This is a genomic window from Sphingomonas benefaciens (genome assembly GCF_052907485.1).
This window is the reverse complement of sequence record NZ_JBREIC010000001.1, coordinates 1,152,782-1,175,653: the sequence shown is the minus strand read 5'-3', so window position 1 is coordinate 1,175,653 and position 22,872 is coordinate 1,152,782. Positions and strand designations below refer to the sequence as shown.

Sequence of the window (22,872 nt, the reverse complement as noted above, 5' to 3'; positions counted from 1 at the left end):
CGGCGGATGGCGTCTGCCGCCCAGATGCAGACGTTGCGCTCCTTCTTAATCGGCATATTGTCCGGGCATGGACGACAGCGTCTTTTTTGCCGCTGCGATATCCGCACTGGCATTTTACGGTATCTGGGCGATCAGGCGTGATCTTCGCCGAGGGGTCGCATCAGCCCGAGGCTTCTCGCTTACAAAGGACGCTCAGCCAAAGCGTTATCGATGGCTGATGACATTCAACGTGTTGGCGGTCAGCCTGATATGCATTGGCGCAATCATCCAACTCGCCCAAACGATCGGCAAACTGTAGAGCGGTGTGCGGCGACCGCTCACGCCCATTAGCGGATAGTAGCGCGCGCAGCCTAGCTTGGAACGTGGCCACGCCAACTAACCGCGGCCGGACCTTCCTTGGCCCGGTGATTGCCGGAGCGATCATGCTCATTCTCTTCGGCGGGTATGTCCTATTCGCGTGGCTTGCGGGCGATGCTTGAGGCCCGCTTTCGCCCAATTGCGGACGCAACCAATCGGATGATATTTATCGCGCAAACTTGAACGACAGGGCGGATATATGAACGTCTATCAAATTATCGTGATCCTATTCGCTGCGCTCGTTATAGCAACCAGCATCGGGTCGATATTGATGATAATCCGGCACGCCTTATTCAAGCTGAAGGTATTGTGGATAATTGGATGCCTATTTGGCTTCATAGGCCTTGGTATCAATTGGACAATGCCTAACGATCTGATCCTGCTTTTTGGAATATCAGTACCGGTCGTCATGGTGTTTAAAGTCATGATGACAGGACAGGTAATAGTGAAAACTGGCTTCCCGATAGTCTCCCTTGTCGCCTTTGTTAAAGCGAGTAGAGCGGGGATGTCCGAAGTCCGCTAACCCCCCAAAAGCGGACGCACCGCTCCAACTGCCGGAGCGTTGTTGCGTCGCCTCGATCTCAAGGGTGGGGTAAACGCAGGGAAGGACGCGGTACCCCGGCGCTCTGGCCGGGGCGACCGTCAGACTTCGATCAAGCCGCGCGTTGTCCCGCGTGCGTCAGTTGGTCGGTCGACCCGCGCTCGTGCTGCCGGCCGGACCCACCGGCGCCGGGCCGGTGCTGGTCGCGCTCGGCGCGCCGCCGCTCTTGGTCGAGGCGCCGGGCAGGGTGGGCGCGGCGCCGGGGGTGCCGACCGGCACGATAGGCTGGCCCGGCGCGACCGCCGCGACCTTCTGCACCGGATGCTCCTGCATCAGCTTGTAGGCATGGCTGTACCAGTCAGTGCCGGGATAATTGGCGCCGAGCACCGCGGTCGCCTTCTGCGCCTCTTCGGGCAGGCCGAGGGCGAGATAGCTTTCGGTCAGGCGCATCAGCGCTTCTGGAATATGCGTCGTCGTCTGGAACTTGTCGACCACGGTGCGGAAGCGCAGCGTCGCCGCCAGCCACTGGCCGCGCGTTTCGTAGAAGCGGCCGATCTCCATTTCCTTGCCGGCCAGATGGTCGTTGACCAGGTCGATCTTCAGCCGCGCATCCGACGCGTAGCGCGTGTTGGGATAGCGGCGGGTCAGCTCGCCGAGCGCACTGAGCGCCTGCAGCGTGATCTTCTGGTCGCGGGTGACGTCGCGGATCTGTTCGTAGTAGCTCAGCGCGACGAGGTAATAGGCATAGGGCGCGTCGCGATTGCCGGGGTGGACGGAGATGAAGCGCTGCGCCGACTGGATCGACTTGGTGTAGTCACGGTCGAGATAATAGCTGAACGCGCTCATCAGCTGCGCGCGGCGGGCCCAGATCGAATAGGGGTGCTGGCGCTCGACCTCGTCGAACAGTTGCGCCGCCTCCTTGTAGCGGTGCTGGTCGAGCCGCGTCTTGGCGGTGGAATAGAGCGTGCCGACGTCGCGCGCGACATAGGGCAGGTCGCTCTTCGCGCGGTTGCGGGCGCAACCCGCCATCGGCAGGACGAGGGCGGCGAGCAGAGCGGCGGTCAGCGCCTTGGACTGGGGGATACGCATCGGCTACGGCTCTTAGCGTAAGGGGGTTGGCGCGAACAATCCCCCACGTCATTCGTTGCACCCCGGATTTGTTCCCCTCCCGAAAGGTCTCTCGATGCCCGCCACGTTGCTCCACACCCACCGCGTCGAAAAGCCCTGGGGGCGGCACGATCTGGGCTTCGGCTTCGAGGATGCGCCGGCGAGCGGCGATCCCGTCGGCGAGATCTGGTTTCAGGAGCCGGGCGACACGACCCCGGACTTGCTGATCAAATATCTGTTTACCGGCCAGAAATTGTCCGTGCAGGTGCATCCGGACGATGAGCAGGCGCATGCCCGTGGCCTGCCGCGCGGCAAGGACGAATGCTGGACGATCCTGAGCGCTCGGCCCGATTCGACGATCGCGCTCGGCCCCAAACAGCCGATCGGTAAGGACCAACTGCGCGCCGACGCGCAGAACGGCACGATCGAATCGGATCTCGACTGGGTGCCGGTGAAGGCGGGCGATTTCTATTACGCACCGTCGGGCACGATCCACGCGATCGGCGGCGGGCTGACGCTGATCGAGGTGCAGCAGAACAGCGAGACGACCTATCGTCTGTATGACTATGGCAGCGACCGCGAATTGCACCTGAAGGACGGCGTCGACGTCGCGCATCTCGAACCGTATCGGCCGATCACCTCGCCGGGCGAGGTCGAGCCCGGCCGGACGATCCTGGTGGAAGGGCCGAAGTTCGTGCTGGAGCGCTGGTCGCACGGCCGCGACGTGGCGCTGCCGGAGGGGACGACGGGCTGGCTGGTGCCGATCAGCGGATCGGGCCGCGTCGCCGGCGTCGCGTTCAAGGCGGGCGAATGCGTCACCGTCACCGGCACAGAGACGGTGGAGGTCGACGGGGACGCCGACCTGCTGTTCGCCTATCCGGGCACGCAGCGGCGATAAGGGCCGAAGCGGGGCGGTGGATCACCGCCCCTTAACGTCTGGTAGGGTAGAGCCGCGCGCATGTTGCGCGTGCTGACGCTTTCGACGCTGTTTCCCGATGCGAGCCGGCCCAATTTCGGCCAGTTCGTCGCCCGCCAGACGCAGGCGTTGGCGGCGGTGCCAGGGGTCGAGGTGCGCGTCGTCGCGCCGATCGGGACGCCGCCGGGCCCGCTCGCCTGGCTCGCCCCCGCCGGGCGGCAGACGGTGCCGTTGCGCGACCGCTGGCTCGGCCTGGCCGTCGAGCGGCCGCGTTTCGTGGCGCTGCCGCGGGTCGGCGGCCCCCGCAACGCCGCCAGTCTGCAACGCGCACTGAGGCCGGTGATCGATCGACTGCGCGATGAATTCCGCTTCGACGTGATCGACGCCTCCTTCTTCTACCCCGACGGGCCGGCGGCGGTGGCGCTCGGCGCGCGCTATGGCGTGCCGGTGTCGATCAAGGCGCGCGGCGCCGACATCCACCACTGGGGCACGGCGCGCGCCACCGCGGAACAGGTACGGGCGGCGGCCGTGGCGGCGGACGGCATGCTCGCGGTCAGCGCGACGATGCGGGACGACATGATCGCGCTCGGCATGCCGGCAGGGCGGATCCACGTCCACTATACGGGCGTCGACCAGGATCGCTTCCGCCCCGGCGACCGGGCAACACAGAAGGCGGCGCTGGGCGTCGCCGGGCCGTTGGTGTTGTCGCTCGGCGCGCTGATCCCGCGCAAGGGGCATGACATCGTCATCGACGCGGTCGCCGGACTGCCGGGCGTGACGCTGATCATCGCCGGCGAGGGGCCGGAGCGCGACCGCCTTGCCGCGCGTGCCGCACAGCACGGCATCACCGATCGGGTCCGGCTGATCGGCGGCGTCCCGCACGACGACCTGCCCGCGCTGATCGGCGCCGCGGACGTCATGGCGCTCGCGTCGCGCTCGGAAGGGCTCGCCAACGCCTGGGTGGAGGCGATCGCCTGCGGTACCCCGGTGGTGATTTCCGACGCCGGCGGCGCGCGCGAAGTGGTGATCGGGCCGGACGCGGGGCGGATCGTGCCGCGGACGGCGGCCGGATTCGCCGGCGGCATCGCCGCGATCCTCGCCGACCCGCCGGCGGCCGAGGCGACCCGCGCGATGGCGGCGCCCTTCACCTGGGCCGCCAATGGCGCGGCGCTGTTCGTCCATCTCGCCGGGCTGGTCGCCCGGGGGCGCGGCGCGGCCGCGGATCGAAGCGCCGCCGCGTCCTGAACGGATTTAAGCGAAGCCGCTCAGGCGTCGAGCGGGTAGAGGGCGGCGGCGATCTGGCGACCCTCGCCACGCAGCACGCCCCAGGCACGGGCGGCGGCGCGGCTGTCCATCGCCTCGACGCCGATACCCTGCGCGTCCAACGCCGCGACCAGCGCGGCAGGGGGGCGGGTCAGCGTCGCGCCGGTGCCGATCAGCACGAATTCCGGCGCCGGATCGAGCAGCGGCGCCAGCGCGTCGACGTCGAGCGTGGCGAGCGGCGGCGGCGTCCAGCCGGACGCCGCGGTCACCGTCAGCAGCAGCGCGCGATAGGCGCCGTCGTCGACCCGGAAGCCGGTGCCGGCGAAGCCCCGTACGATCGGGCCGCCGGCCTGCTGCTCGCGCTCCATCCGCATGATCGGCTCAGCGGTCGCGCGGCGCGACGCGCTCGGCATTGTCGATCGGGCTGGTGCCGATCTTCTCCGCCTTGGGCTCGGCGCGCAGGCCCAGGCTGATCAGCAGCGACGACGACACGTAGATCGACGAATAGGTGCCGACGACGATGCCGAGGATCATCGCCGCGGTGAAGCCGCGCAGCACGTGCCCGCCGAGCAGCAGCATCGCGACCAGCGCCAGCAGGATGGTCACCGAGGTCATTACCGTGCGCGGCAGCGTCTCGTTGACCGACAGATTGATGATCTCGCGCATGTCCATCTTGCGATAGCGGCGCATGTTCTCGCGGATGCGGTCGTCGATGACGATCTTGTCGTTGATCGAATAGCCGATGATGGTCAGCACCGCGGCGACGATGTTGAGGTCGAATTCGAACCGCGTGATCGCGAAGAAGCCGAGGGTCATCAACAGGTCGTGGACGATCGCGACGATCGTCGAGACGCCGAACTGCCATTCGAAGCGGAAGATCGCGAACAGGCCGATGCCGATGATCGCCAGCACGACGGCGAGCACGCCGTTGCGGATCAGCTCGCCCGACACCTTGCCCGACACGGTCGAATAGCGGCTGAACGTCGCGCCGGGGAAGGCCTGCGCCAGCGCGGTCTCGACCTTCTTGACCACCGCGTTGGTCGCACCCTCGTCGGCGCTTTCCTGCGCGGGGAGCAGGATGGTCAGCGACCGCGGATCGCTGAGCTGCTGGAGCGAGGCTTCGCCGACGCCGAGGCCGTTGACGACGCTGCGCACCTTGTCCTCCGCCGGCGGCGTGACGAAGCGTTCCTCGATCGAGAGGCCGCCGGCGAAATCGACGCCGAAGTTGAGGCCGCGCACCAGAGTGACGCCGACCGCCAGCACGCTGAGCAGCAGCGTCAGGCCGAACGCCCAGCCGCGCAGCCGGACAAAGTCGATGTTGGTGTTGTCGGGGACGATTTTCAGGAGTTTCATGGTTCAGGTCCCCGATCAGATGTTGATCGTCTTGGGCTTGTTGCGCCGGATCCACAGTGCGACGAGCATGCGGGTGAAGGTGACGGCGGTGAACACCGAGGTGCAGATGCCGATCAGCAGCACCACCGCGAAGCCCTTCACCGGGCCCGAGCCGAGCACGAACATGATGATGCCCGAGATGGCATGGGTGACGTTCGCCTCGAAGATCGTGCGGCTCGCCTCCTTGTAGCCGAGCTCGACCGCCTGGACGACGCTGCGCCCGCGCCGGCGTTCCTCGCGGATGCGCTCGTTGATCAGCACGTTGGCGTCGACCGCGGTGCCGATGGTCAGCACGAAGCCGGCGATGCCCGGCAGCGTCAGCGTGCCGTGCAGCACGGCGAGCACGCCGAGGATGACGAACACGTTGATGACCACCGCGAGGTTCGCGTAGAGCCCGAAGCGGCCGTAGGTCAGGAACATGAAGGCGATGACCAGCGCCACCGCGACGGCGCAGGCGATGATGCCGTTGTGGATCGAGTCCTTGCCGAGGCTGGCCGAGATGGTCGATTCCTCGATCACCTTGAGGTTCACCGACAGCTTGCCCGAACGCAGCGCGATGGCGAGCTGGTTGGCGCTGTCGACCGTGAAGCCGCCGCCGCTGATCGTCGCGGTACCGCCCAGGATCGCGGTCTGGATGTTCGGCGCCGAGATCACCTTGTTGTCGACGATGATCGCGAACGGCTTGCCGATGTTCGCCTGGGTGACGCGGGCGAAGCGGCTGCCGCCGATGGCGTTGAACGTCATTTCGACGTTGGGCTGATTGGTCTGCTGGTCGAAGGCCTGGCGCGCGTCGGCGAGCATGTCGCCGGAGATGATCACCTCGCGCTTGACCGCGATCGGCGGCAGGCCGGGCGTCGCATAGGGCAGGATCTGGCTGCCGATCGGCGCGATGCCCTTGGCGAGGTCGGCGGGATTGGCGGTGGTGTCGACCAGCTTGAATTCGAGCTTGGCGGTCTTGCCGAGCAGGTCCTTCAGCGCCTGCGGGTTGTTGAGGCCCGGCACCTGCACGACGATGCGATTGTCGCCCTGGCGGACGATCGTCGGCTCGCGCGTGCCGAGCGCGTCGATCCGCTTGCGCACCACGTCGGTGGTGTCGTTCATCGCGGTCTTCACCGCCTGGTCGAGCCCGGCCTTGGTCGGGGTGACGATGAAGCGGCTGGTGTCGACGACCTGGATATCCCATTCGCGCTGGCCGGACATGCCGGCGCCGCTGCCGGTGATGCCGAGCAGCCGCTCGCGCGCCGCATCGACCTGCGTCGGATCGCGCAGCATGAAGCTGATCTGACCGCCGCGGGTCGAGATGTCGCCGATCGCGATCCGCGGCGTGCCGTTGCGCAGCGAGCCCTGGATCTGGTCGCGCATCGATTCGATGCGGCTGTTGGCGAGATCCTGCGTGTCCGCCTCGAGCAGCAGATAGCTGCCGCCGGCGAGATCGAGACCGAGGTTGATGCGCGGATGCGCCGGCCAGTTGCGGGTCTGTTCCTCCGAGAAGAAGCTCGGGATCGACAGCGCACACAGGGCCGCGAGCAGCGCCCAGATCGCGGTCACCTTCCAGCGGGGAAAGTCCAGCATCAGTCGTTCGCCGGCTTCGCGTTGGCGCTGGTCACCTCGCTCAGCGTCGACTTGACGATGCGGACGCGGGTGTTCGGCGCGATCTCGACCTCGACGAAGCGGTCCTCGACCTTGGTCACCTTGCCGACGATGCCGCCAGCGGTGACGACGGTGTCGTTCTTCTTCACGCCCTCGACCGCCTGCTGCAGCGTCTTCATCCGCTTCTGCTGCGGACGGATCATCAGCACGTAGAAGACGATGAAGACGAGAAACAGCGGGGCGAGGCTGAGGAACGAGGCGATACCGCCCGATTCAGCGGCGCCGCCGGCGGCCTGGGCATAAGCTGGGGAGATGAGCATCGGATCCGTGCATGGCTGGTCGGCGGCGGGAAAGGCTCCCGTCGCACAGGATGCGCCGCGGGCTAGCATCGCTTCGCGAGCCGCGCAATCTTTGCCGCTTTGCGGACAGCTTACGACGAAGACGGCTTGCGCGCCGCGGCGGAGCGGCCTACAGGCCCGCGCTCGGGTCCGTCGCGGCAGTGTCGCCGGGCCCTCGGTCGGGGCGTAGCGCAGCCTGGTAGCGCATCACACTGGGGGTGTGGGGGTCGCAGGTTCGAATCCTGTCGCCCCGACCATTTATCGAACATCACCGTCGGCGAACGCCCTCCCGCAGCGGGACGGCGCGGCGAGCCTCAATCCTCCGGGAAGGCGCAGCGCGCCTCAATCCTCGACGTGTTCGGCGATCGACTGGATGCTGCTGCGCAGCGTGCCCGGTGAACAGGGCTTGCCGCAGACCAGCGCCCCCGGATAGCGGCGCTCGAGCGCCTGCTGGTCGGCATGGCCGGAGTGGAAGATGATCGGCACGCCCGCTGCCTTCAGCCGGTCCGCCGCGGGGAAGACCTCGCCGTCGCGCAGCCGCACGTCGAGCACCGCGCACAGCAGCGCATGCGGGTCGAGCGTGCTCAACGCCGCCTCCGCCTCGGCGAGCGAGGTATAGGGTCCCTCGACCGACAGGCCGGCTTCCTCGATCGTCATCTGCACGTCGAGCGCCACGAACAGCTCGTCCTCGACCAGCATCACCTTGTCAGCCATGGACGAGCACGTCCTGCGGCAGCGTCAGGGTCAGCGCGAACCGGTCGCTGGTGATGGCACGGTCGAGCGTCGCGCCGAGCTGACGGGCCGAGGTGTCGACCAGCAACGTGCCGAAGCCGCGACCCGTGCCGACCGGCGCCGTGCTGCGGCGCTGCTCGCTCCAGTCCAAGACCAACCCCTTGTTTTCCATTCGCCAGCGCACCTCAAGCCGTCCCGCCGGTCCTGCCCCCAGCGCACCGTATTTCACCGAGTTGGTGGCCCATTCGTGCAGCATCAGCGCGAGCGGGGAGAGACAGTTCCGATCCACCAGAACGTCCGGACCGTCCATTACGATCCCGGCATGATCGCGATAGGGGGCGAGCGTCGCGGTGACGAGGCCCTGCAGGTCGATCGCCTGCTGCTCGCCCGTCGGCGAGGCGAGCGAATGGGCGCGGCCCAGGGCGGAGATCCGCTCGCGCAGATCGTCGGCGAAGGTCCGCACGTCGTCGTGGCTGCGCGCGGCGGCGCCGACCATGCCGCCGACGATCGCGAACAGGTTCTTCACGCGGTGGTTCATCTCGCGCAGCATCAGCTCGCGCGTTTCCGCCACCGCATATTCGGGCGACACGTCGATCGACACGCCGATCAGGCGCGGCGGCGCGCTGCCCGCGATCAGCCGGCCGAAGCCCTTGAGCCAGCGCACCGTACCGTCGCCGTGACGGACTCGGAAGCTGGCCTCGAAGTCGCAGGCGCCGGTGGCGGCGCGACGCAGCGATTCTTCCACCGCGCCGCGGTCGTCGGGCTCGATCCGCGCCAGCAGCGGGTCGATCCGTCCCGCATCGGGACCGCTGACCGCGAACAGCGCCTGTTCGACGCCGTCGAGGATCGTCTCGCCGGTCTCCGGGCAATATTCCCAGACGCCGATGCCGCCCGCCTTGATTGCAAGGTCGAGTCGCTCGCGCTCGGAGGCGAGCTGACGTTCCATGTCGAGCGCGTCGGTGATGTCGGTGAGCAGCAGGGTGGCGCCGTCGATCGACCCCGACTGGGTGCGATAGGGCAGCACCCTGAGCGAGAAGACGCGTTCGCCGTCGCGGGTGGCGACCCGTCGCTGCAGCGGCCCGGCGCCGGCCGCGACGTTGCGCGCTTCGTCCAGATAGTCGGTCGTCTCCAGTCGGCTGGCGACATCGGTCAGCGGCCGTCCACGATCCGCCGCCTTGAGCGGGAAGATCGTCGTCGCCCCCTCGGTGAAGCTGCGGATGCGCAGCTCCGCATCGACGACGATCATCGCCAGATCGGTCGATTCGTAGAAATTCTTCAGGTCGGAATTGGCGACGGTGAGCTGGTCGACCTTGCTTTTCAGTTCGTCGTTGACGGTGGACAGCTCCTCGTTGGTCGACTGGAGCTCCTCGTTCATCGACATCATTTCTTCGTTGGAGCTCTTCAGCTCCTCGTTCGCCGTCTCCAGCTCCTCGACGGTCGAGCGCAGCCGATGCCGGGTCAGGCGCAGCTCGTCCTCCAACGCCTCGACATGGTCGTCACCCGATTCCATGTCGGTCAGGTCGTTGGCGTCGGCCGGTCGGAACGGTCCGCTCTCGCGGAAGACGAACAGCAAGGTGCCGTCGGACAGCGGCTCGCACACCACCTCGACCATCTGCGTGCCGAACTCGCCGGTCACCGCGACGTCGCGGGCGACCAGCCGTTTGCGCTGGTCGCGCGCCTGGCGGAGCAGCGGGCCGAGCACGGTGCGCAGGCCGGGGCGGGCGAGGGTGATCGCGCTCGATCCGCCGGTTCGCGTCACCGGAAAGTCGAAATAGCGGCCGAGCTTGCCGAACGCCGACAGGATGCCGCCGTCCTGGTCGAGGATCAGGCTGGGCGGGGCATAGCGATCGACGATGCGGCGGATCGCCGCGCCTTCGTCGCCCATCAGGCTCGACCCGCCGCCGGTGTCGCGCTCGCGCCGCGGCGTACGCTGGCGCAGGCTGCCCGGCAGGTCGATCGGATAGCTCGGCGCCCCCGGCGACCGCTCGAACAGGCGCGCATGCTGGTCGAGGACGGGAAAGAGATGTTCGAAGCGGCCGACGCTTTCCGACGGGCCGAGGAACAGGAAACCGCCGGGCCGCACGGCATAATGGAGCAGCGGCATGATCGATTGCTGCAGCTGGTCGTCGAAATAGATCAGCAGGTTGCGACACGACAGCAGGTCGATGCGCGCGAACGGCGGATCCTTGACCAGGCTGTGGTTGGAAAACCGGATCATGTCGCGGATTGCCGGCGCCATGGTGAAGCGCTCGGCATGCGGCACGGTGTACCGCTCGCGCAGCGGCGGCGGGATGTCGGCCAGCGCCGAGGCGGGATAGGTGCCCTCGCGCGCGATCGCCAGCATCTGTTCGTCGATATCGGTGGCGAAGATCTGCACGGCGAGCGGCTGGCCGGTGGTCCGCGCGGCTTCCGCGAACAGCATCGCGATCGAATAGGCTTCCTCGCCGCTCGAACAGCCGGGAATCCAGACGCGCACGTCCTCGTCGGCGGCACGATCGCGCAGCAGCGGTTCGATGGCACGGCTGCGCAACACCTCGAAATATTCGGCGTCGCGGAAGAAGCGCGTGACGTTGATCAAGAGGTCGCGGAACAGCGCCTCGCATTCCTTGGCATCGTTGCGGACGCGGTTGAGGTAGGCGCGCCCCGTCTCTATGCCGAGCACGTGCATGCGCCGCTCGACGCGGCGGACCAGCGTCGACCGCTTGTAGCCGGAGAAATCGTGGCCGACCGCGGTGCGCAACACCCGGCACAGATCGTCGACATGGTCGGCGACGACCCCCGCTTCCGCTTCGCCGGCCTCGCCGCCGCGACGCGAGAAGAAGCCGTGCAGGCAATGAATGATCTCGCCCGGCGTCTTGACGAAATCGACCAGCCCGGTGCCGACCGCCGACAGCGGCATGCCGTCGTAGCGGGCGGTTTCCGGCTGCTGGACGACGCAGACGCCCCCATTCTCCTTGACCGCGCGCAGGCCGGTGGTGCCGTCGGCGCCGGTGCCCGACAGGATGACGCAGGCGGCGTTACCCTGCTGGTCCGAGGCGAGCGACAGGAAGAAATCGTCGATCGGCCGGCGCAGGCCGCGGGGCTGGGCGAAATCGGTCAGCTCTAGCACGCCGTCGCGCACCACCAGGCCGTGGCCGGGCGGGATGATGTAGACGCGGTCCGCCTCGACCCGCTCGCCACCCTCGCATTGCAGCACGTCGAGGCTGGTGTGGCGGCCGAGCAGCTGCGCCAGCATGCTTTCGTGATTGGGATCGAGATGCTGGACGATGACGAACGCCATGCCGGTCGGCGCGCGGGCGGGCGCCAGCATGTCGCGCAACGCTTCCAGCCCGCCGGCGGAGGCGCCGATGCCGACGATCGGCAACGCCTCTGGTGGCGGGTCGGACGGATCGTCAGCCAAAGGGCTTGGCATCGAGATCGGCGAGCGTCAGCTTGGCCTGGGCGACGGTCGCGGCGGTGTTGGCGATCGTCACCAGCGATCCCTCCAGCACGATGCCGCTTTCCGCGAGCACCGGGCGCAACTGACCCAGGGTGCGGGCGAGCTGGTCGTCATATTCGGCCAGCATGTCGGGCTGCGACCGGCTGATGTCGAATTGCGAGGCAAAGACGTAGCGGACGGTGCGATCGAGCGCGCGCAGCTTCGACATGAAGAGCAGGTTGACGAACGGCGAGCCGTCCTTGCGGAAGTTGATGATCGGGGTGCGTACGTTGCCTTCGCGGTCGTCGGCGAGGAATTCGCGCAGCACCGCGCGCGGCTCGACGTTGGGGGCGTCACCCTGGAGCATGCGGCAATTGCGGCCGATCACATCCTCGTCGCGATAGCCGGTCAGCGCGCGGAACGGCGCGTTGACGAGCAGCAACGGATTGTCGTCCGTCGCCGCGGCCAGCGCGAGCGCGATATGGGATCGGGCGAAATAGTCGCTCAGGTGATTGGGTATGTCGATGGTCACGCGTGCACTTTCGCGGTCACTAAGCACAAGCGGCCGATCGGTTGCAACATAGGTTTGCGGATCGCGGGTTCGCGGATGGGACGGTCCTGATCACGCCGTGGCGCTGAACTGCGCGCGCAAATCGTCCAGCGTGGCCGCCAGATGCCGCGTCATCACCGCCTCCACCGTCGAGCTTTCGCGGCCGAGCCACGCGTCGATCAGTTCGCGATGCTCCAGATGCGCGCGATCCTCACGTCCCGCCGGCTGCAGATGGGTGATGACATAGCGTTCGGCGAGCACCGCCAGCCGCTCGACCAACTGCGTGGTCAGCAACCGGCCGCCCGGACGCACCAACGCGGTATGGAAGTCGCGGTTGCGCACCGCCACCTCGGCCAGATTCTCCGACGCGGCGGTGTCGAGCGCGTGGAAGGCGGCCAGCGCCTCCGCCTGTTCGCGCTGCGTCGCCTCCGCCGCGCCACGCGCCGCGGCGAGCGGCTCGATCGCCAGGCGCAGCGCGTAGATCTCGTCGGCCTGGTCCGCCGACATCGGCCGCACCGTATAGCCGCGGTTGGCCTGGCTGACGAGCAACCCTTCCTGTTCCAGTCGGGCCAGCGCCTCGCGAAGCGGGATCTTGCTGACGCCCAGTTCGGCGGCCAGCGCGTCTTGGCGGATCGGCGCGCTCGTCGGTATCGACCCGGAGACGATCCGTTCGCGAACGATCTCAAATACTTGATCGGACAGCGTACGGACGACGATGGTCATGCAACAGGCTCCTGGGGGACGCACGGGGCAGGACGCCCCGGCGCGCTTAACGCCGCCCTTCCAACATGATGGCGGGCGTAGAGGGTACCGTATATCAGATCCCGGCGACTTGGCGATATGCCTATGTTACTGCGACTTGCGGGCAGCGATCGTATACGATAGGTCGCCGGCGATGAGGTTCCTGGCGTGAAGATCGCGATCCTTGGCGGCGGTATCGTCGGGCGCAGCATCGCACTGGCGCTCGCCGGCCGCGGGGCGCGGGTGGTGCTGGTCGACGACGGCGATATGGCGGCGGCGTCCTGGGGCAATGCCGGTCATATCGCGATCGAACAGGGCGCACCGCTCGCCTCGCTCGCCACCATCGCCTCGGTGCCGCGGCGGCTGTTCCTGCGCGGTGGCGCAGTGGCGCTGCCGCCGCGCATGGCCGGTGCGTGGCTGCCCTTCTCGTTGCGCCTCGCGCTGGCGGCGCGGCCCGCCCGTTTCGCCGCCGGTACGCACGCGCTCGGCACGCTGCTGCGCGCGGCGGCGCCGGCCTGGCAGCGGCTGGCGGCGGCGATCGACGCGCCGACGCTGCTGGCCCTCGATGGCCATGTCGTCGCCTGGGAGAGCGGCGCCACCGCCACGGCGGGCCGCGCCGCCTGGGCCGCAGCGCCGATCGGCACGGCGTCGCTGCACGACCTCGCCGCCGGCGAACTGGCGACGCTGCGCGGTCTCGCGCCCGCCGTCGCCGACGCCGTCCGCTTCGACGGCACCGGCCGCATCGCCGATCTCGGCCGGCTCGCCGCCGCGCTCGACGCGGCCCTGGCCCGCGCCGGCGTCGAACGCGTGACGCAGCGCGCGCGGCTGGTCCGCGACGGGCGCCGCGCCGCGATCGAGGGCGTCGCGGCGGACCGTATCGTCGTCGCCGCCGGCATCGGCTCACGTGCGCTGCTCGCCGACATCGGCTGGCGCGTGCCGCTGATCGCGGAGCGCGGCTATCATGTCCGCTTCGCGCCCGGCGACTGGCCGGCGGGGCAGGTGCCCGTCGTTTTCGAGGATCGCTCGCTGATCGTCACCCGCTATGCCGATACCGTTCAGGCCGCCGGCTTCGTCGAGTTCGGCCGCGCCGAGGCGCCCGCCGACCCGCGCAAGTGGCACCGGCTGGAGGCGCATGTCGCCGCGCTCGGCCTGCCGGTCGGACCGGTCGCGAGCCGCTGGATGGGCGTCCGCCCGACGCTGCCCGACTATCTGCCCGCGATCGGCCGGGCGACGCAGGTCGACGACCTCTTTTACGCCTTCGGCCACCAGCATCTCGGCCTGACGCTCGGCCCGCTGACCGGCGAGCTGGTCGCCGATCTCGTCGCCGGCGCGACGCCCGCCGCCGACCTCGCCCCCTTCGCCCTCGAACGCCTGACGGGACGCCTGCCATGATCGCCACCTCCGACGCCGCGACCGAACTCGCCGCGATCCGTCCGCCCGCGACCCGCGCGCCCGCGATCGCCGCCGACGAATATGCCGCCCGGCTCGACAAGGCGCGCGCGCTGACCGAGCGGCTCGGCGCCGATGCCCTGCTCGTCCATGCCGGCGCGTCGTTGCGTTATTTCACCGGTGTGCCCTGGGCGGCGACCGAGCGGATGGTCGCGCTGCTGCTGCCGGTGCGCGGCACGCCGTCGATCGTCTGCCCGCGCTTCGAGGAAGGATCGCTGGTCGCCGCGCTCGTCATCGACGCCGAGCTGCGGCTGTGGGAGGAGGAGGAGGCGCCGACGGCGCTGGTCGCCGACGCGCTGCCGCGCGGCGCGACCGTCGCGATCGACCCGCTGCTGCCCTTCGCCTGGGGCGAGCGGCTGCGCGGCCTCGGCCTGACCGCGATCGACGGCGCCGCGGCGATCGACGGCTGCCGGATGATCAAGTCGCCCGCCGAACTCGCCCTGCTCGCCGAGGCCAAGGCGATGACGTTGGAGGTGCAGGCGCGCGCCGCCCGCATCCTGCGCCCCGGCATCGCCGCCAGCGCGGTCGCGCGCTTCATCGATGAAGCGCATCGTGCGATCGGCGGCACCGGCTCGTTTTTCTGCGCGGTACAGTTCGGCCGCGCCACCGCCTTTCCGCACGGCCTGCCCGGCGACCAGCAGCTGGAGGAGGATCAGCTGGTGTTGATCGACACCGGCACGACGGTGCACGGCTATCATTCCGACATCACCCGCACCTATGCCTTTGGCCGCGTCGAGGACGAGGTCGCGGCGATCTGGCAGATCGAGAAGGAGGCGCAGGCCGCCGCCTTCGCTGCCGTCGCTCCCGGCGTCCCCTGCGAGCAGGTCGATGCCGCCGCGCGGCGGGTGCTGGTCGCGAACGGGCTGGGTCCGGACTATCGCCTGCCCGGCCTGCCGCACCGCACCGGGCATGGAATCGGCCTGTCGATCCACGAGCCGGCCAATCTGGTCCGCGGCGACCGCACGCCGATGGCGCCGGGCATGTGCTTCTCCAACGAGCCGATGATCGTCGTACCGGATCGCTTCGGCGTCCGGCTGGAGGATCACTTCCACGTCACCGAGACGGGCGCCGCCTGGTTCACCGAGCCGCAGCCTGCGGTGGACCGCCCCTTCGGCTGACGATTTCGCTGTCCTACAACGAACCAATATGGTTCGATCCTGACATTCGGGAGGGTAGGATATGGATATCGACGGACTGATCGACCGCCTCATCGCGCGCGAGGGCGGTTATGTGCATGATGCGGCGGACCGGGGTGGCGAGACCTGCTGGGGAATCACCGCCGCGGTCGCGCGTGAAGAAGGCTATGCGGGACCGATGCGGGCGCTGCCGCGTGCCACGGCGGTCGCCATCTACCGGCGGCGCTATTGGATCGCGCCGGGTTGGGACCGGGTGGCGGCGATCGCGCCGATCCTCGCCGCCGAGCTGTTCGACGCGGGCGTCAACATGGGCGTGGCGACGGCGGGCGGCTTTCTGCAGCGGGCGCTCAACGCGCTCAATCGCGGCGGGCACGATTACGCCGACCTGCCGGTCGACGGCCGCGTCGGGGCCCGCACCATCGCGGCGATCGCTGCCTTTCTGAAACGGCGCGGCCCGGCGGGCGAGGGGGTGATGGTCAAGGCGGTGCAGGCGCTGCGCGGCGAGCGCTACGTCCGCCTCGCCGAGCAACGACCGGCGGACGAGGCGTTCCTCTACGGCTGGCTGGCGGGGCGGGTCGGATGAGCGCGATCGACGAGGCCGGTACGCCGACGACCGACCGCTGGGTCACGCGGGCGCGACCCGCGTTCCTGTACGTCATGTACGTACTGCTGCTCTGGTCGATTCCGATGGGGCTGCTCGCCGCCATCCGCCCCGCCGCGGCGGCGGCGATGGCGGCGGGCATGGCCGCCTATCTGCGCGCGATCCCGGAGCCGCTCTACGCGCTCTTCGGCACGGGCTACGTCGGCTACACCGTGGCGCGCAGCATCGGCAAGGCGCGCGGGGTGGAGTAGCGGCTCGAACCTCCCGGCGTGCGGGGAGGATCGAGCCCTTGGCATCCGCCGCCCGCGATCCCTACATGCGGCTCATGAGCGGGAACGATCCTCACGCCATGCCGGTCTGGCATGGCACCACCATCCTGTCGGTACGACGCGGCGGTAAGGTCGTCGTCATCGGCGACGGGCAGGTTTCGATGGGCCAGACGGTGATGAAGCCGAACGCCCGCAAAGTCCGCCGGCTCGGCGCCGACGGCCCGGACGGCAAGGGTGCGGTGATCGGCGGCTTCGCCGGCGCCACCGCCGACGCCTTCACCCTGTTCGAGCGGCTGGAGGCGAAGCTGGAGCGGCATCAGGGCCAGCTGATGCGCGCCGCGGTCGAACTCGCCAAGGACTGGCGCACCGACAAATACCTCCGGAACCTGGAGGCGATGATGATCGTCGCCGACAAGGAGGTGACGCTGATCCTGACCGGCAACGGCGACGTGCTGGAGCCGGAGAACGGCATCGCCGCGATCGGATCGGGCGGCAATTACGCGCTCGCCGCCGCCCGTGCCCTGGTCGACTATGAGGCCGATGCCGAGACGATCTGCCGCAAGGCGATGCAGATCGCTGCCGACGTCTGCGTCTACACCAACGATCGCGTGACGGTGGAGACGCTGGACAGCACGTCCTGATGCGGTCCGTGAACGGGTGCGACCTTTGAGACTTTCCGGACGCGCCCTCGGTGCGACCTTCGTGACGTTCGGCTGTGCCCCTCCTGGGTGCGACCTTTGAGACTTTCCAACTGTGCCGCGCCGGATCGTCCGTGCGGACACCGGGTGACCCGATGAACCAGAACTTGACCCCCAAGGCGATCGTCGCCGCCCTCGACGCCCATATCGTCGGCCAGCGCGACGCCAAGCGCGCCGTTGCCGTGGCGCTGCGCAACCGCTGGCGTCGCCAGCAGCTCGACGCCGAGTTGCGCGACGAGGTGACGCCGAAGAACATCCTGATGATCGGGCCGACCGGCTGCGGCAAGACGGAGATCAGCCGCCGTCTCGCCAAGCTGGCCGACGCGCCCTTCGTCAAGGTCGAGGCGACCAAGTTCACCGAGGTCGGCTATGTCGGCCGCGACGTCGAACAGATCGCCCGCGACCTGGTCGAGGAAGCGATCCGGCTGGAGAAGGAGCGCCGCCGCGTCGCCGTCAAGGACAAGGCCGAGGAGGCGGCGATGAAGCGGCTGCTCGATGCCCTGGTCGGCAAGGATTCGAGTCAGGCGACGCGCGAAAGCTTCAAGCAGCGCTTCGCCGACGGTCATCTCGACACCGCGGAGGTCGAGATCGAGATGGAACAGGCGCCCGCGGCACCGTTCGACATCCCCGGCGCCGGCGCGCAGATGATCAACCTCGGCGAGATGATGAAGTCGTTCGGCGGCGGCCAGCCCTTGAAGCGGCGCAAGCTGACGGTGCGCGCGGCCTGGGACAAGCTGGTCGAGGAAGAGGCCGACAAGCGCCTCGACCAGGACGACGTCAACCGCACGGCGCTGGCCGATGCGGAGGCGAACGGCATCGTCTTCCTCGACGAGATCGACAAGATCGCGGTGTCCGACGTGCGCGGCGGTTCGGTCAGCCGCGAGGGCGTGCAGCGCGACCTGCTGCCGCTGATCGAGGGCACGACGGTGGCGACCAAATACGGGCCGATGAAGACCGACCATATCCTCTTCATTGCCTCCGGCGCCTTCCACGTCGCCAAGCCGAGCGACCTGCTGCCCGAATTGCAGGGTCGCCTGCCGATCCGCGTCGAGCTGAAGGGGCTGACCGAGGAGGATTTCATTGCGATCCTCTCCGACACCAAGGCGTCGCTGCCGGCGCAGTACAAGGCACTGCTTGGCACCGAGGGCGTCGCGGTCGACTTCACCGCCGAAGGCATCGCCGCCATTGCGCGTATCGCCGCGGAGGTGAACGGCCAAGTCGAAAATATCGGCGCGCGCCGCTTGCAGACGGTGATGGAAAAGCTGCTCGAGGACGTCAGCTTCGACGCGGAGGACCGGCGCGAGCCGGTGACGGTCGACGCCGGCTATGTCGAGGCGCAACTGGCGGGGATCGCCCGCAACACCGATCTCAGCCGCTTCGTGCTGTGACCTTCATCCCGCGGCTCCGGCCGCGGGACCGCTGTCTCAGCGCGGCCTCTGATAGGGGGTGAAGGCGGTGAAGCGACAGTAAGCGGACGGGATGCTGACCCCCGGCTCCAGCACGCGGAAGCGGTCGTTGCGACACAGCTGGCCACCGTAGACGTCGATGATCAGCGTGTTGAGCGGCCGCAGCGAGGGGCAGTCGCCGACCGGGCCGGTCTTCCAGATCCGGCGTCCGGCACCCTCGGTGTAGAGGATGGTGTGAGTGTCGATCACCTCCGGTCCGTGCGTCGAACTAAGCGAGATGCACTCGCTCGGCGGACCGGCGACGCGGCCGGCGAGCGGGTCCTTGGCAGCGGCGGTCAGGGCGAGCGGCAGCAGCAGGGCGAGCGGGGCGACATGGCGGGGGATGCGGGATCTCATTTGGCGCTATACTGGGTGAAGGGGCCGAAGGAGCAGCTGCCGGAGAAGGTGCGCGACGTGGTGTCGACGGTCGTCGCGATGTCGCCCTGGCACAATTGCGAGGTGGTGGTGCGCGTGACCAAAGCGTCGCCGCGACCGATCGCCTCGCAACCGCCACTCGTATCGCTGCGATATTTCAGCCGTTGGTTGACGACGTAGACGATCGTCGGGCCATAGCCCTTGGTCTGCTGGGTCGGCAGCAGGGTGATGCAGCTGGTGGTCTCGTGCGGGGTCAGCCCGGCCAGCTCCTTGGCCAGACCCGCGCTGGCCGCGGCGCTGGGCTGCGGTGCCGTCGCCTTGCCGGTGCAGGCGGCGGTTGCACACAGGGCTGCAAGCCCGACGATCCACGCTTTGCCGATCATGCTGCCCCAACGCACCAGTCGCCGATTTTAGCCCCTGAAAGCATCCTTTGCGGCACGGAATTTGGCAAGCGCTTCTGCCGATCCAGCGCGCAGGAACGGATTGGTCGCGCGTTCCAGGCCGATCGTCGTCGGCACCGTCGCCTCGCCCCGCGCTCGCAGCGCCTCGACCTCCGCCAGCCGTTCGGCGATGGCCTGGTTGTCGGGCTCGGCGACGCGCGCATAACGGCCGTTCGACTGGGTATATTCATGGCCGCAATAGACGCGCGTGTCGTCGGGCAACGCGGCATAGCGCCGCATGTTGCCGTACATCTGCGCCGCATCGCCCTCGAACAGCCGGCCGCAACCCATGGCGAACAAGGTGTCGCCGGTGAACACCACGCCGTCGTCGTGCAGGTGAAAGGCGATGTGCCCCGCGGTATGGCCCGGCACGTGCCAGACATCGGCGACGTGATCGCCGATCCGGACCGTATCGCCTTCACCGACCGTGACGTCCAGCGTCGGTATCTTCGCCGCCTCCGCCGCCGGTCCGGTGATGCGCGCCCCGGCGGCCCGCATGTCCGCATTGCCGCCGGTGTGATCGGGATGCCAGTGCGTCGTCCACACCTGGCTGATCGTCCAGCCGCGTTGCGCCGCCGCATCTAGCAGCGGCTGCGCCTCGCCGGGATCGACCGCGACCGTCTCGGCGCTGGCCGGATCGTGGATCAGCCAGGCGTAATTGTCCGCAAGGACGGGGACGCGGACGATCTCCAGCGCGGCGCTCATTCACCAGGTCCCGGTGTTGGGCATCGACGCCCAGGGTTCGGCCGGGGCGAGCGGCTCGCCGAGCTGCAGCAACTCGATCGAGATGCCGTCGGGCGTCTTGACGAAGGCCATGTTGCCGTCGCGCGGCGGGCGGTTGATCGTCACGCCGGCATCCTGCAGCCGCGCGCACATGTCGTAGATGTTGTCGACCCGATAGGCGAGGTGACCGAAGTTGCGACCGCCGGTATAGTGTTCCGGCGCGGAGCCGTCCTCCTCCGGCCAATTGTAGGTCAGCTCGACCTCGGCGCGGCGGTTGCCGATCTTGGCATCCTCCTCGCTGGCCAGGAAGATCAGCGTGAACCGGCCCGCCTCGCTTTCGGTCCTGCGCACTTCCTTCAACCCGAGCAGCTCGAAGAACCGGATCGTCGCATCGGGATCGCTGACGCGGATCATGGTGTGCAGGTAATAGGTCATGGTGATCTCCATTCGTCGCCGTAAATGCACGGTTCATCGGCAGAGGCGCAGCCTTCTGCCGGCTATATGGGAGCGGAGGGCGCGATGGAAAGTCGGCAGATGGCGCGGCGTGAGCTGGGGCTGTGGATCGCGGCGCTGATCCTGGCGGTCGGGATCGTCATCGGCGGCTATCTGCTCGGCAACGGTCTGCTCCGCGCCAAGCAGGCGGATCGCGCCGTCACCGTCCGCGGCCTCGCCGAGCGGAACGTGAATGCCGATCTTGCGGTGTGGACGCTCAATTACTCGGAACAGGGCACCGACGCCGCGGCTGCACAGGCAGCGATCGAACGCGACACGGAGACGTTGCGGCGCTTCTTCGCCGGGCTCGGCTTTCCGGCGTCGGCGCTGGCGCCCGCCGGCGTCGGCGTGAACCAGAATTTCGTCAACAACGTGCCGCACGTGACGATCACCCAGCGGCTGCAGCTGCGCACCACCGATATCCCCCGCGCGCGGGCCGCGGTTGCGCGGCAGTTCGACCTGATCCGCCAGGGCGTGCGGCTGCAGGAAGGGTCGGGGATGACCTACAGCTTCACCCGGCTGAACGACATCAAGCCCGCCATGGTCGCCGCCGCGACCCGCGACGCGCGCGCCGCCGCGGAACAGTTCGCCAAAGACAGCGGCACCGGTGTCGGCGGCATCAAAAGCGCGACCCAGGGCTATTTCTCGGTCGAAGCGCGAGACGGCGAACAGGGTAGCTATGGCGTCGCCGACACGCCCTTCAAGAAGGTCCGGGTGGTGACGACGGTCGAATTCTACCTCGATTGAGCGGGCGGCACCGACGCCGGCGGCGGCGTGGTGGCCGGCGTGTCGAACTGCTGGAGCGCGGCGAGGGCGCTCTTGCCGACGGGGCTGGTCGGGGCAAGACGGGCGGCCTGCGCCCAAGCGGCCCGCGCCCCGGTTTCGTCGCGGGCGAGTGCGGCGATGTTGCCCGCCTCGAGCTGGACCGAGGCATCGTCCGGCGACCGGCGCAGCGCCTCGGCGATGTCCTTTCTGGCGCGGGGCACGTCGCCTTCGCGCCGCGCCAGCGTCGCCGACAGCAGCCAGGCGAGCGGATCGTCGCCGGCGGTGGTCAGCGCCAGATCAAGATCGCGGCGCGCCGCGTCATTCTGGCCGGCGGCGACCATCGCGCGCGCGTGGTCGAGCTGTGCCTCGCCGAGCGCCAGCCCGGTCAGCGTGCCGGCGACCAGCGCGGTGTCAAGCGCTGCCCGCGCCTTGCCGGGGTCGCCCGCCGCCAGCCAAGCATTGCCCGCCTGCGCCCAGTAATTGGCGGCGCGGACATTGTGGCCGAGCTCCGCCGCCTTGGCTGCGGCCTCGAACTCGCCGGCGGCGGCGGTCCAGTTGCGCTCCTGCGTATAGGCGAGGCCGGCGCATTGCCGCGCGAACCAGCTGCCGCCGGCCGCCGCCCAGCGCAGTGCCTCGGCTCGTGCCGCGGCGGGATCGCTTTCGGCGGTGACCACGCAGCGCTGGTAGCGGGCTTCCCGCGAATCCTCGGGCAGGGCGGCGGCCCGCGCCGCCGGCGGGGCAGGGGTTGCGGACTGAACGGCGGCGGCGAAGAGCAAGGCGATCATAAGCGGTGGAGCACATCCTCGACCGCCCGGATGACCAGCGCGATATCGGTCTCGCGCGACAGGCGGTGATCGCCGTCCTTGACCAGCCACGTCTGCACGTCGGCTGAACGGATTAGTCCGGCGAGATGCGTGGCGCGGTGCCAGGGCACGTCGGCGTCGCGCTGGCCCTGCACCAGCCGCACCGGCCCGTCGAAGGGAATCTCTCCGAACATCAGCCGGTTCGCCTCGCCACTGGAGAAGAAGGCGCGAGTATAGAGCGTCGGTTCGGGACCATAGGCATTGGGGCGTTCTAGCCGCCCGGTCTGCAGCATCGCGATCTTCTCGTCGGTGGTGAAGCCCCAGTCGGTGAAATCGGGCGCGGGCGCGATGCCGACCAGGCCGACGACCTGTTCCGGTCGCGCCTTGGCCGCGAGCAGCATCAGCCAGCCGCCCATGGACGAGCCGACCAGCACCACCGGACCGGTCGCGACCGAATCCAGCATCGCCAGCACGTCGTCGCGCCAGCCGGCGAGCGTCTGGTCGGCGAACGCACCCTCGCTCTGGCCGCAGCCGGCATAGTCGAAACGCAGGAAGCCGCGGCCGTTCGCCTGTGCCCAGGCCTCCAGCGCCGTCGCCTTGGTCCCCGTCATGTCGGAGGCATAGCCGGGCAGGAAAACGATGGTCGGCCCGGCGCCCGGTGTGTGATGATAGGCGAGGCGGGGGCGGGGCGTGTCGGTCATGCCGCGGTCTAGGGCGGGGCGAGGGGCAGG

Annotated in this window: 25 protein-coding genes and 1 tRNA gene; 11 read left to right on the top strand and 15 right to left on the bottom strand. The window is 68.8% G+C overall.

Going from position 1 to position 22,872, the window contains the following annotated elements:
- The first annotated feature begins 67 nt into the window (after positions 1–67).
- Entirely contained in the window at positions 68–298 is a 231-nt protein-coding gene (locus tag ACU5AX_RS05830) for a hypothetical protein (RefSeq protein ID WP_446690008.1), read from the top strand.
- 738 nt (positions 299–1,036) lie between these two features.
- Here the strand turns inward: ACU5AX_RS05830 and ACU5AX_RS05825 are convergent.
- Complete coding sequence (locus tag ACU5AX_RS05825; protein ID WP_198352256.1) at positions 1,037–1,987, bottom strand: outer membrane protein assembly factor BamD; 951 nt, start codon at positions 1,985–1,987, stop codon at positions 1,037–1,039.
- A gap of 94 nt (positions 1,988–2,081) precedes the next feature.
- Between ACU5AX_RS05825 and ACU5AX_RS05820 the strand changes: the two genes are divergently transcribed.
- Both ACU5AX_RS05820 and ACU5AX_RS05815 read left to right on the top strand, forming a co-directional pair.
- Positions 2,082–2,903: a class I mannose-6-phosphate isomerase gene (locus ACU5AX_RS05820; RefSeq protein WP_446690007.1), complete on the top strand. Its 822-nt coding sequence runs from the start codon at positions 2,082–2,084 to the stop codon at positions 2,901–2,903.
- A gap of 60 nt (positions 2,904–2,963) precedes the next feature.
- Positions 2,964–4,166, top strand: a complete 1,203-nt coding sequence (locus tag ACU5AX_RS05815) for a glycosyltransferase (RefSeq protein ID WP_446690006.1) — start codon at positions 2,964–2,966, stop codon at positions 4,164–4,166.
- Positions 4,167–4,186: 20 nt separating this feature from the next.
- Here the strand turns inward: ACU5AX_RS05815 and ACU5AX_RS05810 are convergent, their stop codons facing one another.
- Genes ACU5AX_RS05810 through yajC form a run of 4 tightly spaced genes read right to left on the bottom strand, consistent with a single transcriptional unit; the run spans position 4,187 to position 7,486 of the window.
- A complete protein-coding gene (locus ACU5AX_RS05810; RefSeq protein WP_232473777.1) occupies positions 4,187–4,597 on the bottom strand; it encodes an Mth938-like domain-containing protein in 411 nt (136 codons plus the stop codon).
- A complete protein-coding gene (gene secF / locus ACU5AX_RS05805; protein ID WP_198352259.1) occupies positions 4,566–5,537 on the bottom strand; it encodes a protein translocase subunit SecF in 972 nt (323 codons plus the stop codon). The genes ACU5AX_RS05810 and secF overlap by 32 nt, the downstream gene beginning before the upstream one ends.
- A gap of 15 nt (positions 5,538–5,552) precedes the next feature.
- Positions 5,553–7,148, bottom strand: a complete 1,596-nt coding sequence (gene secD / locus ACU5AX_RS05800) for a protein translocase subunit SecD (protein WP_198352260.1) — start codon at positions 7,146–7,148, stop codon at positions 5,553–5,555.
- On the bottom strand, positions 7,148–7,486 hold the full coding sequence (gene yajC, locus ACU5AX_RS05795; protein WP_198352261.1) for a preprotein translocase subunit YajC: 339 nt from the start codon (positions 7,484–7,486) through the stop codon (positions 7,148–7,150). Before yajC ends, secD begins: the two co-directional genes overlap by 1 nt.
- A gap of 198 nt (positions 7,487–7,684) precedes the next feature.
- Between yajC and ACU5AX_RS05790 the strand changes: the two genes are divergently transcribed.
- Positions 7,685–7,761: transfer RNA gene (locus ACU5AX_RS05790), tRNA-Pro, on the top strand.
- Positions 7,762–7,846: 85 nt separating this feature from the next.
- Here the strand turns inward: ACU5AX_RS05790 and ACU5AX_RS05785 are convergent.
- The 4 genes from ACU5AX_RS05785 to ACU5AX_RS05770 all read right to left on the bottom strand — a co-directional run bounded on the left by ACU5AX_RS05785 (position 7,847) and on the right by ACU5AX_RS05770 (position 12,927).
- Entirely contained in the window at positions 7,847–8,218 is a 372-nt protein-coding gene (locus ACU5AX_RS05785) for a response regulator (RefSeq protein ID WP_198352262.1), read from the bottom strand.
- Complete coding sequence (locus ACU5AX_RS05780; protein WP_446690005.1) at positions 8,211–11,636, bottom strand: chemotaxis protein CheB; 3,426 nt, start codon at positions 11,634–11,636, stop codon at positions 8,211–8,213. Before ACU5AX_RS05780 ends, ACU5AX_RS05785 begins: the two co-directional genes overlap by 8 nt.
- The gene (locus tag ACU5AX_RS05775; RefSeq protein WP_198352264.1) at positions 11,629–12,186 is read right to left on the bottom strand and encodes a PAS domain-containing protein; all 558 of its coding nucleotides are present in this window, start codon (positions 12,184–12,186) and stop codon (positions 11,629–11,631) included. The genes ACU5AX_RS05780 and ACU5AX_RS05775 overlap by 8 nt, the downstream gene beginning before the upstream one ends.
- Before the next feature lie 90 nt (positions 12,187–12,276).
- Positions 12,277–12,927 carry a GntR family transcriptional regulator gene (locus tag ACU5AX_RS05770; RefSeq protein WP_198352265.1) on the bottom strand — a complete coding sequence of 217 codons (651 nt, stop codon included), beginning with the start codon at positions 12,925–12,927 and terminating at the stop codon, positions 12,277–12,279.
- Between the two features lie 186 nt (positions 12,928–13,113).
- Between ACU5AX_RS05770 and ACU5AX_RS05765 the strand changes: the two genes are divergently transcribed.
- The 6 genes from ACU5AX_RS05765 to hslU all read left to right on the top strand — a co-directional run bounded on the left by ACU5AX_RS05765 (position 13,114) and on the right by hslU (position 18,486).
- Positions 13,114–14,337: an NAD(P)/FAD-dependent oxidoreductase gene (locus ACU5AX_RS05765; RefSeq protein ID WP_446690004.1), complete on the top strand. Its 1,224-nt coding sequence runs from the start codon at positions 13,114–13,116 to the stop codon at positions 14,335–14,337.
- Positions 14,334–15,512, top strand: coding sequence for a M24 family metallopeptidase (locus ACU5AX_RS05760; protein ID WP_446690003.1), 1,179 nt, complete (start codon positions 14,334–14,336; stop codon positions 15,510–15,512). Before ACU5AX_RS05765 ends, ACU5AX_RS05760 begins: the two co-directional genes overlap by 4 nt.
- A gap of 61 nt (positions 15,513–15,573) precedes the next feature.
- On the top strand, positions 15,574–16,113 hold the full coding sequence (locus tag ACU5AX_RS05755) for a glycoside hydrolase family 108 protein (protein WP_446690002.1): 540 nt from the start codon (positions 15,574–15,576) through the stop codon (positions 16,111–16,113).
- Entirely contained in the window at positions 16,110–16,382 is a 273-nt protein-coding gene (locus ACU5AX_RS05750) for a 3TM-type holin (protein ID WP_446690001.1), read from the top strand. The genes ACU5AX_RS05755 and ACU5AX_RS05750 overlap by 4 nt, the downstream gene beginning before the upstream one ends.
- A 98-nt stretch (positions 16,383–16,480) precedes the next feature.
- Positions 16,481–17,041, top strand: a complete 561-nt coding sequence (hslV, locus tag ACU5AX_RS05745) for an ATP-dependent protease subunit HslV (protein WP_446690476.1) — start codon at positions 16,481–16,483, stop codon at positions 17,039–17,041.
- Between the two features lie 152 nt (positions 17,042–17,193).
- Positions 17,194–18,486, top strand: coding sequence for an ATP-dependent protease ATPase subunit HslU (gene hslU, locus ACU5AX_RS05740; protein ID WP_446690000.1), 1,293 nt, complete (start codon positions 17,194–17,196; stop codon positions 18,484–18,486).
- A gap of 36 nt (positions 18,487–18,522) precedes the next feature.
- On the opposite strand, the gene ACU5AX_RS05735 is transcribed toward hslU, so the two are convergent.
- The 4 genes from ACU5AX_RS05735 to ACU5AX_RS05720 are packed head-to-tail and all read right to left on the bottom strand — an operon-like array spanning position 18,523 to position 20,516.
- Positions 18,523–18,900 carry a hypothetical protein gene (locus tag ACU5AX_RS05735; protein WP_446689999.1) on the bottom strand — a complete coding sequence of 126 codons (378 nt, stop codon included), beginning with the start codon at positions 18,898–18,900 and terminating at the stop codon, positions 18,523–18,525.
- Positions 18,897–19,316: a hypothetical protein gene (locus ACU5AX_RS05730; protein WP_446689998.1), complete on the bottom strand. Its 420-nt coding sequence runs from the start codon at positions 19,314–19,316 to the stop codon at positions 18,897–18,899. The genes ACU5AX_RS05735 and ACU5AX_RS05730 overlap by 4 nt, the downstream gene beginning before the upstream one ends.
- Before the next feature lie 12 nt (positions 19,317–19,328).
- Positions 19,329–20,063, bottom strand: a complete 735-nt coding sequence (gloB, locus tag ACU5AX_RS05725) for a hydroxyacylglutathione hydrolase (protein WP_446689996.1) — start codon at positions 20,061–20,063, stop codon at positions 19,329–19,331.
- Positions 20,064–20,516 (bottom strand): VOC family protein, encoded by a 453-nt coding sequence (locus ACU5AX_RS05720; RefSeq protein WP_446689995.1) that lies wholly within the window; start codon positions 20,514–20,516, stop codon positions 20,064–20,066.
- Between the two features lie 99 nt (positions 20,517–20,615).
- Here ACU5AX_RS05720 and ACU5AX_RS05715 point away from each other — a divergent pair, with 99 nt between their 5' ends.
- Positions 20,616–21,320 carry an SIMPL domain-containing protein gene (locus tag ACU5AX_RS05715; RefSeq protein WP_446690475.1) on the top strand — a complete coding sequence of 235 codons (705 nt, stop codon included), beginning with the start codon at positions 20,616–20,618 and terminating at the stop codon, positions 21,318–21,320.
- Here the strand turns inward: ACU5AX_RS05715 and ACU5AX_RS05710 are convergent.
- Together ACU5AX_RS05710 and ACU5AX_RS05705 are read right to left on the bottom strand one after the other, a co-directional pair.
- Entirely contained in the window at positions 21,308–22,123 is an 816-nt protein-coding gene (locus ACU5AX_RS05710) for a tetratricopeptide repeat protein (RefSeq protein WP_446689994.1), read from the bottom strand. The genes ACU5AX_RS05715 and ACU5AX_RS05710 overlap by 13 nt on opposite strands.
- A complete protein-coding gene (locus ACU5AX_RS05705) occupies positions 22,120–22,842 on the bottom strand; it encodes an alpha/beta fold hydrolase (RefSeq protein ID WP_446689993.1) in 723 nt (240 codons plus the stop codon). Before ACU5AX_RS05705 ends, ACU5AX_RS05710 begins: the two co-directional genes overlap by 4 nt.
- Positions 22,843–22,872 lie beyond the last annotated feature (30 nt).